The sequence below is a fragment of the Chromobacterium sphagni genome (assembly GCF_001855555.1).
GTDB classification, from domain to species: Bacteria; Pseudomonadota; Gammaproteobacteria; order Burkholderiales; family Chromobacteriaceae; genus Chromobacterium; species Chromobacterium sphagni.
Genome location: NZ_MKCT01000047.1, coordinates 1 through 15,278, shown reverse-complemented (window position 1 = coordinate 15,278; position 15,278 = coordinate 1). Strand labels below are relative to the sequence as shown.

The 15,278-nt window shown below is 64.4% G+C and carries 16 protein-coding genes; 9 read left to right on the top strand and 7 right to left on the bottom strand.

Features of this window, described 5'->3' with window-relative positions; translation table 11 throughout:
* The 3 genes from BI344_RS16260 to BI344_RS16250 form a co-directional block, all read left to right on the top strand.
* The coding region (locus BI344_RS16260; RefSeq protein WP_206600413.1) for a TraM recognition domain-containing protein at nucleotides 1–1,127 on the top strand (1,127 nt) is incomplete at its 5' end.
* On the top strand, nucleotides 1,034–2,152 hold the full coding sequence (locus BI344_RS16255) for a hypothetical protein (RefSeq protein ID WP_071113919.1): 1,119 nt from the start codon (nucleotides 1,034–1,036) through the stop codon (nucleotides 2,150–2,152). The genes BI344_RS16260 and BI344_RS16255, both read left to right, overlap by 94 nt.
* Before the next feature lie 712 nt (nucleotides 2,153–2,864).
* Nucleotides 2,865–4,295, top strand: a complete 1,431-nt coding sequence (locus BI344_RS16250; RefSeq protein WP_139167054.1) for a hypothetical protein — start codon at nucleotides 2,865–2,867, stop codon at nucleotides 4,293–4,295.
* Between the two features lie 160 nt (nucleotides 4,296–4,455).
* On the opposite strand, the gene BI344_RS16245 is transcribed toward BI344_RS16250, so the two are convergent.
* Both BI344_RS16245 and tsaD read right to left on the bottom strand, forming a co-directional pair.
* The gene (locus tag BI344_RS16245) at nucleotides 4,456–6,351 is read right to left on the bottom strand and encodes an ATP-binding cassette domain-containing protein (RefSeq protein WP_071113917.1); all 1,896 of its coding nucleotides are present in this window, start codon (nucleotides 6,349–6,351) and stop codon (nucleotides 4,456–4,458) included.
* Between the two features lie 55 nt (nucleotides 6,352–6,406).
* Entirely contained in the window at nucleotides 6,407–7,432 is a 1,026-nt protein-coding gene (gene tsaD, locus BI344_RS16240) for a tRNA (adenosine(37)-N6)-threonylcarbamoyltransferase complex transferase subunit TsaD (protein WP_071113916.1), read from the bottom strand.
* A gap of 115 nt (nucleotides 7,433–7,547) precedes the next feature.
* Between tsaD and BI344_RS16235 the strand changes: the two genes are divergently transcribed.
* A complete protein-coding gene (locus tag BI344_RS16235; RefSeq protein WP_071113915.1) occupies nucleotides 7,548–7,964 on the top strand; it encodes an OsmC family protein in 417 nt (138 codons plus the stop codon).
* A gap of 107 nt (nucleotides 7,965–8,071) precedes the next feature.
* The gene (locus BI344_RS16230; protein WP_071113914.1) at nucleotides 8,072–9,613 is read left to right on the top strand and encodes a thioredoxin family protein; all 1,542 of its coding nucleotides are present in this window, start codon (nucleotides 8,072–8,074) and stop codon (nucleotides 9,611–9,613) included.
* A gap of 55 nt (nucleotides 9,614–9,668) precedes the next feature.
* Here the strand turns inward: BI344_RS16230 and BI344_RS16225 are convergent, their stop codons facing one another.
* A complete protein-coding gene (locus tag BI344_RS16225; RefSeq protein ID WP_071113913.1) occupies nucleotides 9,669–10,511 on the bottom strand; it encodes a helix-turn-helix transcriptional regulator in 843 nt (280 codons plus the stop codon).
* A gap of 117 nt (nucleotides 10,512–10,628) precedes the next feature.
* On the opposite strand from BI344_RS16225, the gene BI344_RS16220 reads away from it, so the two are divergent.
* The 4 genes from BI344_RS16220 to BI344_RS16205 all read left to right on the top strand — a co-directional run bounded on the left by BI344_RS16220 (nucleotide 10,629) and on the right by BI344_RS16205 (nucleotide 12,732).
* Nucleotides 10,629–11,339 carry an SDR family oxidoreductase gene (locus BI344_RS16220; protein ID WP_071113920.1) on the top strand — a complete coding sequence of 237 codons (711 nt, stop codon included), beginning with the start codon at nucleotides 10,629–10,631 and terminating at the stop codon, nucleotides 11,337–11,339.
* A gap of 69 nt (nucleotides 11,340–11,408) precedes the next feature.
* Complete coding sequence (gene arfB / locus BI344_RS16215) at nucleotides 11,409–11,816, top strand: alternative ribosome rescue aminoacyl-tRNA hydrolase ArfB (RefSeq protein WP_071113912.1); 408 nt, start codon at nucleotides 11,409–11,411, stop codon at nucleotides 11,814–11,816.
* 29 nt (nucleotides 11,817–11,845) lie between these two features.
* Nucleotides 11,846–12,112, top strand: coding sequence for a hypothetical protein (locus BI344_RS16210; RefSeq protein ID WP_239690971.1), 267 nt, complete (start codon nucleotides 11,846–11,848; stop codon nucleotides 12,110–12,112).
* Entirely contained in the window at nucleotides 12,109–12,732 is a 624-nt protein-coding gene (locus tag BI344_RS16205) for a 3'-5' exonuclease (RefSeq protein ID WP_071113910.1), read from the top strand. Before BI344_RS16210 ends, BI344_RS16205 begins: the two co-directional genes overlap by 4 nt.
* 177 nt (nucleotides 12,733–12,909) lie before the next feature.
* On the opposite strand, the gene BI344_RS16200 is transcribed toward BI344_RS16205, so the two are convergent.
* The 4 genes from BI344_RS16200 to BI344_RS16190 form a co-directional block, all read right to left on the bottom strand.
* The gene (locus BI344_RS16200) at nucleotides 12,910–13,278 is read right to left on the bottom strand and encodes a hypothetical protein (protein ID WP_239690972.1); all 369 of its coding nucleotides are present in this window, start codon (nucleotides 13,276–13,278) and stop codon (nucleotides 12,910–12,912) included.
* A gap of 280 nt (nucleotides 13,279–13,558) precedes the next feature.
* Nucleotides 13,559–13,717, bottom strand: coding sequence for a DUF1427 family protein (locus BI344_RS23150; RefSeq protein ID WP_083339089.1), 159 nt, complete (start codon nucleotides 13,715–13,717; stop codon nucleotides 13,559–13,561).
* A gap of 14 nt (nucleotides 13,718–13,731) precedes the next feature.
* On the bottom strand, nucleotides 13,732–14,691 hold the full coding sequence (locus BI344_RS16195) for a quinone oxidoreductase family protein (RefSeq protein WP_071113908.1): 960 nt from the start codon (nucleotides 14,689–14,691) through the stop codon (nucleotides 13,732–13,734).
* An 89-nt stretch (nucleotides 14,692–14,780) separates the two neighbouring features.
* Nucleotides 14,781–15,278: helix-turn-helix domain-containing protein (locus tag BI344_RS16190; protein WP_071113907.1), on the bottom strand; the 498-nt coding region annotated here is incomplete at its 5' end.

Genomic DNA, 15,278 nt, shown 5'->3' with positions numbered 1-15,278 from the left:
TGTATGGGCGCGAGGACGATCTCCTGGTGCTGAACTTCATCTCGTCCACCGGTTACGAGAAATTGGCCATCCTGGACGAGGATGACGCCGACGGCGCCAAGGATAAGATGGATCTCTTGGGGCAGATCCATTCCAATACCTTCAACCCCTTCACCTATGGCTCGGCTGACACCCTGACCGAACTGGTGACCGGGCTGATGCGACCGGACGGCGGCGGCGACGGCGCGATGTGGCGAGGCCGGGCCGAGGCGATGATACGCGCGCTGATGCGTGGCCTGGTGGCGATGCGCGATGCCGGCAAGATCACCCTGTCGGTGCAGGCGCTGCGCGACTACATGCGGCTGGACAAGCTGGGCGAGCTGGAAAGCGACGAAAGCATCCCGGGCTATGCCCGAGAGCAGCTGACCGGCTATCTGGACGAGCTGCCGGGCTTTCGCGAGGCGATCAACGCCAAGAATAACGATCCGGCCGCTTTCGATACCTACTGGGAACAGGCGAGCAAGCAGCACGGCTTCCTCACCATGCAGTTCACCGAACTGCTGGGTCTGCTATCCGGCACTTACGGCCACATTTGCAATGTGGAATGGGGCGATGTCGATTTCCAGGACGTGGTCTACAACCGGCGGATCCTGTACGTGATGTTGCCCGCGCTGGAAAAGGCGCCATCCTCGCTGGCCAACCTGGGCCGCCTCACCGTGGCGGGCATCAAGAACGCGCTGTCGGTATCGCTGAAGGCGCAACTGACCGGCAGCAAGCAGGAAATCGTCGATTCCCGCCCCACCAACTCCGATACCGCGCTGTTGGCCATCATGGACGAATACGGTTCCTACGCGGTGGAGGGCTTCGGCGACGTGGCGGCGCAGGCGCGTTCGCTGGGCGTCAGCGTGATCTTCGCCGGCCAGGATTACCCGTCGTTCAAGAAAGGCTCCGAGATCGAGGCGTCGCGCATTCTGGCCAACACCGGCATGAAGATCTTCTTGAAGACGGAAGACCAGGAAACCGCCGACATCGCCATCAAGCGCGCCGGCCAGGGGTGTATGCCTGGGCCGGAGGCAAGCGGCAGTCGGAGGGTTCCGATAGGCTGGTCGACACCGGCGATGCCAGTTATCGCGAGGAAAACCGGCTGACCTATCTGGATCTGGTGGACATGGCGGAGGGCCAGGCCTGGTTCATGAACCGCAACCACCTGATCAAGATGAACACCTTCTACGTGCAGCTGGATGGCGCGGTGACCAAGGACGCCAAGCACAATACCCTGTTCCCGCTGGGTAACGACATGTCCAAGGCGCTGGCGGCGGACAAGATCATGCAGGATGTGATGGGCGTGGCCGAGCCGGGCAAATCCGGCGATGCCATGATGCGTTTCAAACGCCGCATTTTTGATGACGTGGAGCAGTTGTTCCGGATGGCGGAGCAACGCGAGATCCCCGCCGATTCGGCATCAGCCAGGCCGCAGGCCGCGCAGGCGGCCGGGGCGTTGGAGGAGGATGTGTTCGTGCGCATCTGCGATCTGCAGGCCGAGCACGGCCTCCTGATGCGCGCCGCGGTAGTGGCCGGGCTGGCTGACGGCATGCTGGCGGATGTGCCGATGGCGGATCGGATGGCCGAGCGCGAGGAGGCCGGGCTGGCTACGAGGCTTCTGCCGGAGGAGATGGCCGAGTATGCCGGCAGCTTGTTGGAGCAGGCGATGCTGGAGGGGGGCGAGCCTCTCCATGTCGAGGCGGGGGGGCGCGACGAGGCGCCGAGCGCCTCTTTGCCGCTCACCGGCTTTTCCGCCGCCGCCTTTTTCAATGCCACCGATACCGGCGATGCGCCACAGGAGCCGCCGGCCGAGAGTCTGGATCTGGCCGAGCTGGCAGATTTCTTCGGCGCCCCAAGCGAGGCGCAGCCGGAACTGCAGGGGGACGAATCCGGCTCCGATCCTTACTTGGGCGAGGTGTTGCTGGAGTGCGAGGCGCTCGCGGTCGAGCATGGTCTGCTTGAGCAGGCCATGCGCGTCGATGCCGCGCTGCTTGCCATGCTGGCCGCTGCGGAGCGGGGGGATGGCGCGATGGATGAAATGGACCAGCAGGTCGGATATATCCTAGGTAGCGAAGACGCCGGCCAGTTCCTGGAGCTGCTGTTGGTTGAGGCGGAAGAGGAGCGCGTGTAAGCATAGCTCTATCCGTGAGTGGAAAAGGGCGGCGCCTGCATTGCGTGGATGCCGCCGTTTTGTTTTCCAGCCATCGGCTCATGCGGACTGATCGGCGGTCAGTCCGGCCGCTAGCTCTCCGTGCGTCGGCAACGCGATGGCTTGTATGTAATTTAAACAATTGAATTTGAGTGAATTAATTTTACCCGCGCTTGCGCCGGTCACAAATTTAGACCCGCTAACAAAACCTGCATTTTGCACAATGGCGTACGTGGCAAATCAGGACTTGGAGAAATAGCGCGTTGGCGGATAGGCGCGCCGTTGTGCCGTCGCCACCACAATAAACCCGCGCGCCCAAAAGTTAAGCGCCTTCAGCTAAGAGGCGATTTTTCATTGCCTTGTAGCCGGTTGCTCACAGGGTTATCAACCGTCGCGGTGGATCCGGCACCATCTGGATTTCCACAATAAATCAGTCAGGCAAGGCTCGCCGACAAAGAGTGCCGGGCTCGCCGATTTCGCCGGCGGAGTAGTGGCGCGCAGCGGCGGGAACATCAACGTCATCAAGCGTGTTAGCTGGGCCGTTCCGCCCGCCTGTGAAGGGGCCGCAGCGGAATACCCGCTTCCGGCCTACGTTTTTTGCCAGCGGATGCTATTCGTAAATAATCGTTTTATTAAAGTCAGAAAAAACACTCGGTGATAGCTTGTCAATTAGCTTACATTACCGGACTGCATCATGCTTATCAGAAGTCAATCCTTACCCCAGATCGCCATGTGGCAAGAGCGTAGTGACAACACCCCGTCTTCCTCATCCTCCAATCTGGCCCATTCGCTGGAGAACGTCACACAAAGCCAAGCGCAGCCCTCCGGGATCCGCCTCCGCGGGGAAGTCGGCCGCCGCTCGCCAATGCAAACGGGCATTTTCAATTTCAGCCATGCCGGCCAGCGCGAAGGCGTCGCTCCGCTCAATGGCAACGCCGGCGTCTCAGCCCCCTCCGCCGGCCCCGGGTCCCATAGGTATCCGATCGAAATGGAAGTCAATTCGAGGTGGATCGACAAGCAGACGCGCCCGGCATGCAAATACGCTCCCGTTGTCATCAGCAAGGGCCAGGGCGAAGAGGCGATGAAAAGCATGCGCTCGGTGGAGGAAAACCGTATCGAGACATGCAGGCAGTTGGCCATGACCCATCGCTCATCAGATCGATGCGGTTGGATTTCCTTCATCAGGCATGATCAGGCCAGCGACCTGCGTTTCGGTCCCGACAATGTGCCCGCCATCGTCATCAGCGGCGGCAGCGCAAACAAGATCGCGCAGGAGCTGGGAAAAGATTTCAGCCTCGCATGGCATCCGATGAACATGCGCAACGAGCCCGTCTATTTGCTGGTTCACAAGATGGATTACCAGACCTACGCCGCCGCGCTGAAAGAAGCGCTTGATCAATATCCCAATCTGCGGCTTGTCGGCTGGGACGGCGGCCAACTGACCGGCTTCGGCGCGGCCAGAGCCGCGGCCACCACCCTTGCCGACTCTCTGCCGTACCGGCCGGAAAGAATCCTGATGATGGACCAGGACGTTGTGCAAACCGAAGGAACCCGGCATAGCCGGCCCGATGTCCAGCAGGCGGTCATCGATAAGCACGGCTCGACCGGCAAACCCATCATCGGCTACGGCGTCGGCTACCCGACCCGGCAGGATGTCCCCAAACCGTTCGCCGCCACTGCCAAACCGGATGCGCAAGACTTCAACTCCCCCGCCCAGCAGTTTGTGTCCATCCAGGCGCCATTCCGGGAGCGCCAGGGCGACGGCATTTATCCGGCGCACATGGTGGCCGGCGGCGAGGATATGCTCATGGGCTTGCGACTGGGCCTGGCCAAAGACGGCAAGAACACCGCCATACTCAAGGGCAGGATTGTCAAGAAAGAGCTGAAAGGCCCGGCGGACCAACCCAATGCCTATTGGAACAAGGCGCGGGTTGAAACTCTGGGGGCGCTTTTCGAGTCCGAAAAAGGCACGATGGTCCGCTTCGAGGGCCAAGACATGACGCTGGACGATCTGATGAAATTATTCGTGCGGAAGCAATGGCTTGCCGCCCACCCCAGCCCCGATTCATATAACGCCGCCGCCTGCGTCATTGAGCGCATCATATTGAGGCTGAACAAACCGTAAACGGCTTGCGAATCGGCATCTGCTGCGGCAGATGCCGAAGTCTTGGCAGTCCTACAGGTCGACCTGCTAGCCGACTACCAGAAACCCGAAGACCTGATCGCCAATGCGAAAGCACCCTTGTAAAAAGGGTGCCGGGTGATAAGGGGCTGGAACGGCGGGCTTACTCCATTGCTTCCAGCTGTTCCTGCAGTTCCATCCACTCCTCTTCCACCGTCTCCAGCCGGCTTGCCATCTCGCCCTGGCGCTTGACGCTTTCGGTCAGCTTCTGCCGGTTGGCGTCGTCATAGGCCTCGCTGGACGATAGAAACGCCTCCAGCTGCGCTTTCTCGTCGCTCAGCTTGTTCATTTCCTGTTCCAGCTTGTTCAGGCGGTTCTGCAGCGGTTTGCGCTGGCGGGCCATCTGCTGCCTGGCCTCGGCTTCCTGGCGTTTCTGCTCCTTGCGGTTGACGCTCTGGACGTCGCCGCTGGACGACCGGCTGTCTTCGGCCAACTGGGCGATGCGCCATTGGCGGTAGTCTTCCAGGTCGCCGTCGAACGGCTGCACCTTGCCGCCGCTGACCAGCCAGAACACGTCGGTGGTGGATTCCAGCAGGCTGCGGTCGTGCGAGACGACGATCAGTGCGCCGCTGAAGTCCTGCAGCGCCAGCGTCAGCGCGTGGCGCATTTCCAGGTCCAGGTGGTTGGTCGGCTCGTCCAGCAGCAGCAGATTGGGTTTTTGCCAGACTATCATCGCCAGCGCCAGCCGCGCCTTTTCGCCGCCTGACATCGGGCCGGTGGGGTCGGTGGCGTTGTCGCCGCGGAAGTTGAAGCCGCCGAGGAAGCTGCGCAGCTCCAGTTCGCGCGCGGTCGGGGCCAGGCGCTGCATGTGCTGCAGCGGCGACTCGTCCGGCCGCAGCGTTTCCAGCGTGTGCTGGGCGAAGTAGCCTATCTTCAGCGTCTGCGCGTTGACGCGTTCGCCGGACAGCGGGTCCAGGTCGCCGGACAGCAGCTTCACCAGCGTGGACTTGCCGGCGCCGTTGACGCCCAACAGGCCGATGCGCGCGCCCGACTCCACCGACAGGCTGATCTTGGACAGGATGATCCTGTCGCCGTAGCCGGCGTTGGCCGATTCCAGCTTCAGCAGCGGGTTGGGCAGGTTGTCCGGGCTGTCGAAATGAAAGTCGAACGGCGAGGACACGTGCGCCGGGGCGATGCGTTCCAGCTTCTCCAGCGCCTTGATCCGGCTTTGCGCCTGGCTGGCCTTGCTGGCTTTGGCCTTGAAGCGGTTGATGAACGATTCCAAATGGGCGATCTGGCGCTGCTGCTTTTCGAATTCGCCCTGCTGGCGCGCTAGCTTTTCGGCGCGCATGGTCTCGAACTGGCTGTAGTTGCCGGTGTACAGCGTCAGCGCCTGGTTGGCCACTTCCACGATGTGGCTGCAGACGCTGTCGAGGAAGTCGCGGTCGTGCGAGATCATCAAGAGCGTGCCGGGATAGCCCTTCAGCCAGTCCTCCAGCCACAGCACCGTTTCCAAGTCCAGGTGGTTGGTGGGCTCGTCCAGCAGCAGCAGGTCGGAGCGGCACATCAGCGCCTGCGCCAGATTGAGGCGCATGCGCCAGCCGCCGGAGAAGCTGGCCACCGGCCGCTGCTGGGACGGCTCGTCGAAGCCCAGGCCGGTCAACAGCTTGCTGGCGCGCGAGGGCGCGGAGTAGGCCTCGATATTGGCCAGCTCGCCGTGCAGGTGGCCGATGGCGTTGCCGTCGTGGCGTTCCTCGGCGTCGGCCAGCCGGGCTTCCAGCGAGCGCAGCTCCTTGTCGCCGTCCAGCACGTAATCGAGCGCGCTGCGCTCCAGCGCCGGGGTTTCCTGCGCCACGTGGGCCAGGGTCCAGTTGGGCGGGATCAGCGCGTCGCCGCCGTCGGCGTGCAACTCGCCCAGCAGCATGGCGAACAGGCTGGACTTGCCGACGCCGTTGGCGCCGGTGAGGCCGGCCTTGTAGCCGGGGTTCAGCGTCAGGTTGGCGCCTACCAGCAGTTCTTTCAGGCCGCGGCGCAGGTTGAGGTTTTTCAGTTGGATCATGGCGCTTTGCTTGGCCGCGCCGGCAGGGGGATGCGGCGCGGCGGAATGAGTGGGTTTATACCGCCGGCAGGCTGGACAGGTCCCAGCGCGGCTTGATGCTGTAGCCGCCGGCCGCTTCGGCGAATTTCAGCCGCATCGCGCCGGCGAAGGCGATCATCGCGCCGTTGTCGGTGCACAGCGCCAAGGGCGGGTAGAACACCTCGAACTTGCGGCGCGCCGCGGCCTGGTCCAGCGCCGCGCGCAGCTGCTTGTTGGCGCCGACGCCGCCGGCCACCACCAGCCGCTTCATGCCTGCCTGCTTCATCGCGGCGAGCGACTTTTTCACCAACACCTCGACGATGGCCTCCTGGAAGGCGCGGCAGATATCCATCCTCGCTTGTTCGTCGATTTCGCCGTGCTCGGCCTCCACTTGCTTCGTCAGCGTCAGCACCGCGGTTTTCAGGCCGGAGAAGCTCATGTCCAGGTTGCCGGAGTGCAGCATCGGGCGCGGCAGCGTGAAGCGGCCGGGGCTGCCGGATTCGGCCAGTTTGGACAGCAGCGGGCCGCCGGGGTAGGGCAGGCCCAGCAGCTTGGCGGTTTTGTCGAAGGCTTCGCCGGCGGCGTCGTCCACAGTCTCGCCCAGAATTTCGTAACTGCCCACGCCGCGCACCGCCATCAACTGGGTGTGGCCGCCGGAAACCAGCAGCGCGAGGAAAGGAAACTCAGGCTTGGGTTCGGCCAGCAGCGGAGATAGCAGATGGCCTTCCAGGTGGTGCACCGGAATCACCGGGATGTTCAGGCCGAAGGCCAGTGCGTTGGCGATGCTGGCGCCCACCAGCAGCGCGCCGCCGAGGCCTGGTCCCTGGGTGTAGGCGATGGCGTCCAGGTCGGCCAGCTTTTTGCCGGCTTCGGCCAGGCAGGCCTCGGTCAGCGGGATGGCGCGGCGGATGTGGTCGCGGCTGGCCAGCTCCGGCACCACGCCGCCGTATTCGGCATGCATCGCCATCTGCGTGTGCAGTTGATGCGCCAGCAAGCCCTGTTCGGTGTCGTAAAGGGCGACGCCGGTTTCGTCGCAGGAAGATTCAATACCAAGTACCAGCATGGTGCAGCTCAGATATAACGGGAGAATCTTTCCATTCTACAGGTGATTCTTTGTCGTCCCAAATCGGCAATGATAGTCTGATGGCCGTTTTCATTGAAAAAGCGGGGGGCAAGCGATGCAGGCGAGGCTGAAATGGGTGGACGGCGTGTGTTTCATGGGCGAAAGCGGCAGCGGCCACGCGGTGGTGATGGACGGCGCTCCGGAGGGGGGCGGCCGCAATCTGGGGCCACGGCCGATGGAGCTGGTGCTGCTGGGCACCGCCGGCTGCACCAGCTACGACGTGATCACCATCCTGAAGAAGTCGCGCCAGCAGGTCGCGGATTGCTGGGTGGACATCCAGGCCGAGCGCGCCGACGCCGAGCCCAAGGTGTTCACCAAGATCCATTTCCATTTCGTGGTGACCGGCAAGGATCTGAAGCCGGACGCGGTGGAGCGGGCGATCAAGCTGTCGGCGGAGAAATACTGTTCGGCGTCGATCATGCTGGGCAAGACCGCGGACATCAGCCACGATTTCGAATTGCGCGAGGCCTGAGGAGTCCGCTTTGCCGCGCTTTTGCTAAGCAAATCGCCAGTTGTGCTATATGCTTTGTGAATATTTGGTTTAGCATGGGCTTTTGCCCATTCGAATGAGGCTAGATCATGAAGCGTACCCTGCTGATGTTGTCCCTGGTGCTGGCCGGCCTGGCCCCGTTGTCCCACGCCGATGTCGCCGACGGCCATGCTTTGCCGCCTGGCATCGGCTGGCAAAAGGGCGACGTGCCGGCGGCTTTTGCCAAGGCGCGCAGCGAGAACAGGCCGGTGTTCCTGTACTGGGGCGCGGTGTGGTGCCCACCGTGCAACCAGGTGAAGGCCACCATCTTCAACCGCCCCGATTTCATTGCCGCCACCCGCCAGTTCGTGCCGGTGTATCTGGATGGCGACAGCGCCAATGCCCAGCAACTGGGCGAGCAGTTCAAGGTGCGCGGCTATCCGACGATGATCCTGTTCCGCCCGGACGGCACCGAAATCACCCGTCTGCCAGGCGAGGTGGACCCGGAGCGTTACCTGCGCACGCTGCAGTTGGGGCTGGTGACGGTGAAACCGGTGAAGTCGCTGCTGGCCGACGCGCTGGCGGGCAAGCCGCTGGCGGCGGACGACTGGCAGCTGCTGGCCGATTACGCCTGGGATGTCGACCAGGGCCAGATCATCCCTGAGAAGGACGTCACCGCCACGCTGGCTAAGCTGGCGCGGCAGGTGCCGGCAGCCCAGACCGCAACCGCCACCCGTTTGCAGCTGAAGGCGATTGCGGCTCTGGCTGGCGAAAAGGATGCGCCGACGTTTGACCGCGGACAGGCCCGCGCGCAATTGCTGAAGGTGCTGGCCGACGACAAGCTCAGCCGCGCCAATGCCGATATTGTCATCTACGCCGCCGGCGATGCGATCAAACTGCTGGGCGACGACAAGGCCGAGCATCGGGCGCTGTGGACGGCGTGGAACAAGCGGTTGTCGGTGCTGGAGTCCGACGCCACCTTGTCCTGGGGTGACCGTCTGGGCGCCACCGCCGCCTTATTGGCGCTTTACAAGCAGGAGCACGCCAAGCAGCCGCTGCCGGCCTTGCTGCTGGCGGATGTCCGCAGTCAGGTGGCCGCCGCCGACAAGGCCAGCGCCAATCCCTACCAGCGCCAGGCGGTGATCACCGCCGCCGGCGAATTGTTGGCCGACGCCGGCTTGCTGGACGAATCCGACAAGTTGCTGTTGGCCGAACTGAAAACCTCGCACGCGCCGTACTACCACATGCTGATCCTGGCCTCCAACGCCAAGGAGCGCGGCGACAAGGCGGCGGCGCTGGGCTGGTATGAGCAAGCCTACCGGGCGTCGGAGGGGCAGGCCACCCGGCTACAATGGGGCGCCAGCTATGTCAGCAACGCGGTGGAACTGGCGCCGCAGGACGCCGGCCGCATCGAAAAGGCCGCCAGCGAAGTCTTCGCCGACGCCGGCCGCTCCAGCAGCGCCTTTTACGAGCGCAGCCGCCGTTCGCTGGAGAAAGTCGCCAGCCGCCTGAAGGCCTGGAACCAGGACCAGAAGCACGCTGGCGAAATCGGCCGCCTGGCCGGCCAGCTGAGCGGCGTGTGCGAAAAACTGCCGGCCGGAGACGCGCAAAAGCCGGTGTGCGACGGCCTGGTGAAAACCATCAAATCCTGATCCGCCAGTCCCGGCGAAGACCCGCCCGCCTGATCGGCGCGGCGGTTTTTTTGCGTCAATCCGCCAGCAGCGCGGCCAGCTTGGCGGCGCTGTCGTCCTCCGGCAGCGGCGTGTACAGCGTGAGCCGCCGTTCGGACCCATCCAGCAGCGCGAAGCTGCTGTATTCGAAGCTCATCCTCCCTTGGCGCGGATGGCTCAGCAGCTTGATGCCGGACAAGGGCTCCAGCACCTCGCGCCGGGGCCACCAGGCGCGGAAGTCTGCGCTGTCGCGCAGCAGCGACTCCACCAGTTGCTCAAAAACCGGGTCGCCGGCATGGCGGCCGTAGTCGGCGCGGAACATCGCCATCGCGGCGCGCGCCAAGCTATCCCATTCCGCCAGCAGCGCGCGGTGCGCCGGGTTGGCGAATACCATGCGCAGCAGATTGCGCTCTTCGGGCGGCAGGCTGGCGTAGTCGCCGAACAGCGCCGCCGCGGGGCGGTTCCAGGCCAGGATGTCCCAGCGCCGGCCGGTGATGTAGGCCGGCTGGTCGCGCAGATTGTCCAGCATGCGCAACAGCGAGGGCTCGATGTGGTTGCCCGGCGCGGCCGCGTTGGGGGCCGGGCGGCCGGCCAGTACGAACAGGTGGCGGCGTTCGGCCTCGCTCAGCCGCAGCGCGCCGGCCAGCGATGCCAGCACGCCGGCTGAGGCCTGCACGTCGCGGCCTTGCTCCAGCCAGGTGTACCAGGCGGTGCCGATGTCGGCCAGCATCGCCACTTCTTCGCGGCGCAGCCCGGGCGTGCGGCGGCGCATGCCGGATGGCAGGCCCACCGCAGTGGGGTTCAGGTTTTCGCGGCGGGAGCGCAGGAAAGCGCCTAGCTCCGCCAGGCGGATGGTTTCGGATGCGTCGGTGTGGTTCATGGTAGCCACGATACCAGGATAATCCTGCAACTGTTTGTCATGTTTGGCGTGGCCGATGATGCATTCGAGGCCAGGGGCGGACAACCGTTTGCCCAGCCCATCATCAAGGAGCGCATCATGACGCAACATGTATTGATCATAGGCGGTTCCGCCGGCATCGGGCTGGCCAGCGCCAGACTGCTGCTCAGCCGCGATTACCGGGTCACCATCGCCGGGCGCGACGCCGGCCGGCTGGAGGCAGCGAGAAAGACGCTGGACGGCGCCGCCGCGCTGGCCATGGACGCGGCCGACACCGCGGCGCTGCCGGATGCTTTCCGCCGCTGCGGCCCCATCGACCACCTGGTGCTGGCGCTGGGCAGCAACAAGGGCGGGGGCATGTTTGCGCAGGCCAATTTGGAGCAGGTGCGGCAGGGTTTCGAAGAGAAGGTCTATCCCCATTTCGCCTGCGCCCAGGCGGCGCTGCCGCATCTAGCCAAAAACGGCAGCATCACCTTTTTGTCCGCGGTATCGGCGCAGGCGGCGCTGCGCGGCACCGCTGGCCTGGCCGCGGCCAACGCCGCCGTGGCCGCGCTGGCGCCGGTATTGGCGTCCGAATTGCGGCCGCTGCGGGTGAACGCGGTGTCGCCGGGCGTGGTGGATACCCATTGGTGGGATTTTTTGCCGACCGACGCCCGCGCCGACCTGTTTGCCGGTTTCGCCGCCGCCACGCCGGCGGGGCGCATCGGCCTGGTGGAGGATATTGCCGATGCGGTGGCGTTCTTAATCGGCAACAGCTTCATCACCGGCCAAGTGCTGATCTGCGACGGCGGCATCCGCCTGGGCGCGTAAGCGGCAAGCCGCGCGGACCTGGAGGCCCGCGCGGCTTATAATGCGGTTTTAAGAAACGTTTTCTCCTCCATGTCCGTTTCCCGCTATCTCGTCAAAGAGGATGAGGTGACGTTCACCGCGATGCGAGCCCAGGGCGCGGGCGGCCAGAACGTCAACAAGGTTTCGTCCGCCATCCACCTGCGTTTCGACATTGCCGCCTCGTCGCTGCCGGAGTGGCTGCGCGAAAGGCTGCTGGGCCTGAACGACACGCGCATCAGCAAGGAGGGCGTGCTGGTGATCAAGGCGCAGCAGTACCGCACCCAGGAACAAAACCGCGCCGACGCGCTACTGAGGCTGCAGGCGCTGGTGGACAGCGCCAGCCACACCCCCAAGACGCGCCGCACCACCAAACCCACTTATGGTTCGCAGCAGCGGCGGCTGGCCGGCAAGTCGCAGCGCGCCTCCATCAAGTCGCTGCGCGGCCGCGTGGACGATTGACGGTGCGGCAAGCGCGTTTTGGCGCTTGCATGCCGGCCAAAGCCGGGTACAATGCCCGGCTCGATAATGTACTGAATTGCAAGGAAAACCCGATGTCGAAGAAGCCGCAAGAAAAACTGGATGAGGAAACCATGGCGCTGCTGGCGTGGTGTGCAGAGGTGGAGGTCCATCTGGTGGCCGCAGGCGCAAGCGAGGCCGAAGCCCAGGAGCACATCGAAGAGCAGGCCGAATGGTATACCGACCAGTTTTTTGACGGCTTGACGCCGGAAGAGGCAGCCAAGGCCGCATTGGCATGAGGCAGCGCATCGCTGTCATCGACTTCGAAACCAGCGGCATCACGCCGGGGCGGGATTGCCGCGCCACCGAGATAGGCGTGGCGATGGTGGAGGATGGCAGGGTCGTGGACCGCTTCCAGAGCCTGATGAACGCAGGCGTCTGGGTGCCGCCGATGATAGAGCAGCTCACCGGCATCAGCAATGCGATGCTGAAGAGCGCGCCGCCGGCGCACCGGGTGATGCGAGACGCCGCAGCCTTTGTCGGCGAGACGCCGCTGGCGGCGCACAACGCCAGCTTCGACCGCAAGTTCTGGGATTATGAACTGGCGCGACTGGGCCTGGCGCGGCGGCAGGATTTCGCCTGCACGCTGTTGTTGTCGCGCCGGCTGCTGCCGCAGGCCCCGGATCACAAGCTGGGCACGCTGACGCGCTGGGCCGGATTGCCGGCCGCCGGCCGCGCCCACCGCGCGCTGGCGGACGCCGAAATGGCGGCCAATCTGCTGTCGCACCTCGAAGGCACGCTGCAACGGCAGTTCCAGCTGGCGGATATCGACCATGCTTTGTTGTGCAAGCTGCAGAAGGTGACGGCGGCCAAGGTCAAACCTTATCTGCGCGAACTGCAGGCAAAGCTTGTCGTCTGACAGCGGCTTGCGGGTCTCTTCGCCAAACTGCCCGCCCATTTGCGGCGGGTTTTTTACGGCTGCGCCGCTGTTTTTGACCGGGCGCGACCGGCGGGGCATCGAGTGGATGGGGTGAGAGCCGGCAGGGGCGGCCGCCACAACCGGCATCGATGCGATGCTTGCGGTGGCGGCTGAAGCTTACTGCGCGACAGGCGTGACTACTTGGACCACATATTTGTACGGCCCGTTTGGCGGCTCTTGCGCAATCCAGGCGCAAAACCATTTCGAGCCCCAGGGCAGGTCGGTGTTCCAGGGATCGTTGCTGGCGTCATCCCATTTCCAAGCCTTGGTCTGATCCTGCGGGTTGCTGGGAAACTGCGTTCCGGCATACACATGGATCTGGCCCTGCTGGGCGCGGAATGGCGCGGTGCTGTGCCATTGCAGCCATAGGGTGCCTTGCTGCTGGAATGCGGTGAGTGTCCAGGTATAGCTTTCGGACACTGCCGCATGGCTTTCGGATACCGTTGCCATTTTCTTCTCCTCAAGAAGGACTTGCGACGGATGCATCGATGGCGCGCTCGATGGTGAACTGTGGTGTCACCGGCTTGAATCAGGCAAGGCGGGTTGGGTCTTCATGATGAAGTGGCAATTCACGGGGAGCAGCCGACGGTTATCATACCGCTTAAGTCTATCGGCAACTATTCGTAGTAATACTTTTGCCTTTGTCATTTCCGGCGAGGGCTTGTCCAAATGCGCCACGCTCATGCCACGGGCGTGGCGTTTGCCGCGCGGCTCCCTTGCCCGATGCGCGCGTGAGGCCGCGGCGAGGATCGATTGTGCTAGAGCCTCACAGGCCACGGAGGTAGGGCCACAGCCATTCGCCCAGCACCATGCCAAGCAAGCCTATCAGCGCGATTGGCGGCGGAGCGGGGGAGCGCACATGCAGCAGCGCGTAGACGATGCCGACGGCGAAACCCAGCGCCAGGGATATCAGGTAATTGCTCATCGCGCTCTCCCGGCTCAAGCCATATTGATCACCACCCGGCCCCGGGTGCCGGCGGCTACCGCCCGATAGGCATCCCGGCCTTGCTCCAGGCCGAAACGGTGGGCGATGACCGGCGGGACCAGCCGGCCGCTGTCAAAGCCTTGCGCCAGCTCGCGCATCAGGCGCGCGGATTCCGCCACGCCCAGTTTGGCGCTGTCCGCGCCCAGCAGGCGGGTTTCGTTGTGATAGAAGTCGATCAGGTCAAATTCCACCCGGCGCTTGCCGGTGGCGCTGATCTCCACCACCCGGCCCCGGCGCTTGACCAGTCCCAGCGCGGTTTCAAAGGCCACGCCGCCCACGGTGTCGTACACCACGTCCGCGCCGCCCAGCGCGCGCATGCCTTCGGCCGCGTGTTCGTCAAACGGCAGATAGTGGTCTATCCGCGCGGCGGCGGGGGAGCCGTTCTGCGGCGCTTGGCGGTCCAGGCCGATGACGCGAGCGCCGAGCGATTTGGCGATTTGCGCCACTGCGCCGCCCACGCCGCCGCCCACGCCGATCACGGCTACGGTTTCGCCCTGGGCCAATTGCGCGTAATCCACAGTGCCCAGCCAGGCGACGACGAAGTTCACGCCGATGGCCGCCGCCTGTTCATGGCTGAGGGCGGCCGGTTTGCGCGCCAGCGCAGCAATGGGCAGACGGATGAATTCGGCATGGCTGCCATCGCGAGTGAAGCCGATGTCGCCGCCGGTGCCCCAGACGTCCATCCCCAGCCATTCGGCCGGTCCTTCGACCACCACGCCGCTGAAATCGCGGCCGGGGATGCGTGGCGGCAAGGTGTGGCGGAAATGGCCGGACAGGTTTTTGACATCGCTGGGATTGACCGATGCGCTGAACACCCGCACCACGGCATGGTCGTCATCCGCTTGCGGCGTGGGCAGCTCCAGGCATTCCAGCACGTCAGGGCTACCGAAGGCTTTGAATTGCAGGGCTTTCATCTGTTTGACTCCAGGTGGTTGATGATTGGAGTGTATTGGCAGATGGGAGGCGGTTCCTGCCAGTTGCTTTCGAATATCGGACAACCGTCTCAGCTGTCGGCGACGGGGCGGACGGCGTCGGCCAGGGTTTCCTGCGGATGGAAGCCGCTGGGCGGCAGGCCCAGTTCGCGGCGGAACATCTCGCTGAAACTGCTGGCGCGGTAGCCCAGCGCGTGCGCCACGGCGCCGACGCTCTGGCCGTCCGCCAGGCGGGAGAGGGCGATGGCCAGCTGCACCTGGCGGCGCCATTCGGCAAAGCCCAGTCCCATATGGCGGACAAACAGCCGGGACAGAGTGCGCACGCTGGCGCCGGCTCCGGCGGCGTGCTGCTCGAAACTGATGGCCTGAGACGGGTTGGCGATCACCGCGCGGCACAGCCCGGCCAGTCGGCGGTCCGACCCGTCCGGCAGCGGGATGCGCTGGGTGTGGCGCGCGGCATGGGGCAGCTCCAACGCCACCAGTTTGTAGGCGGCGTCGAGGTAGGCGTCGTCGCGCTGTCGAGCGTGTTCGCGCTCGGCAATGGCGGCGATCAGTTCGCGCAGCAGGCC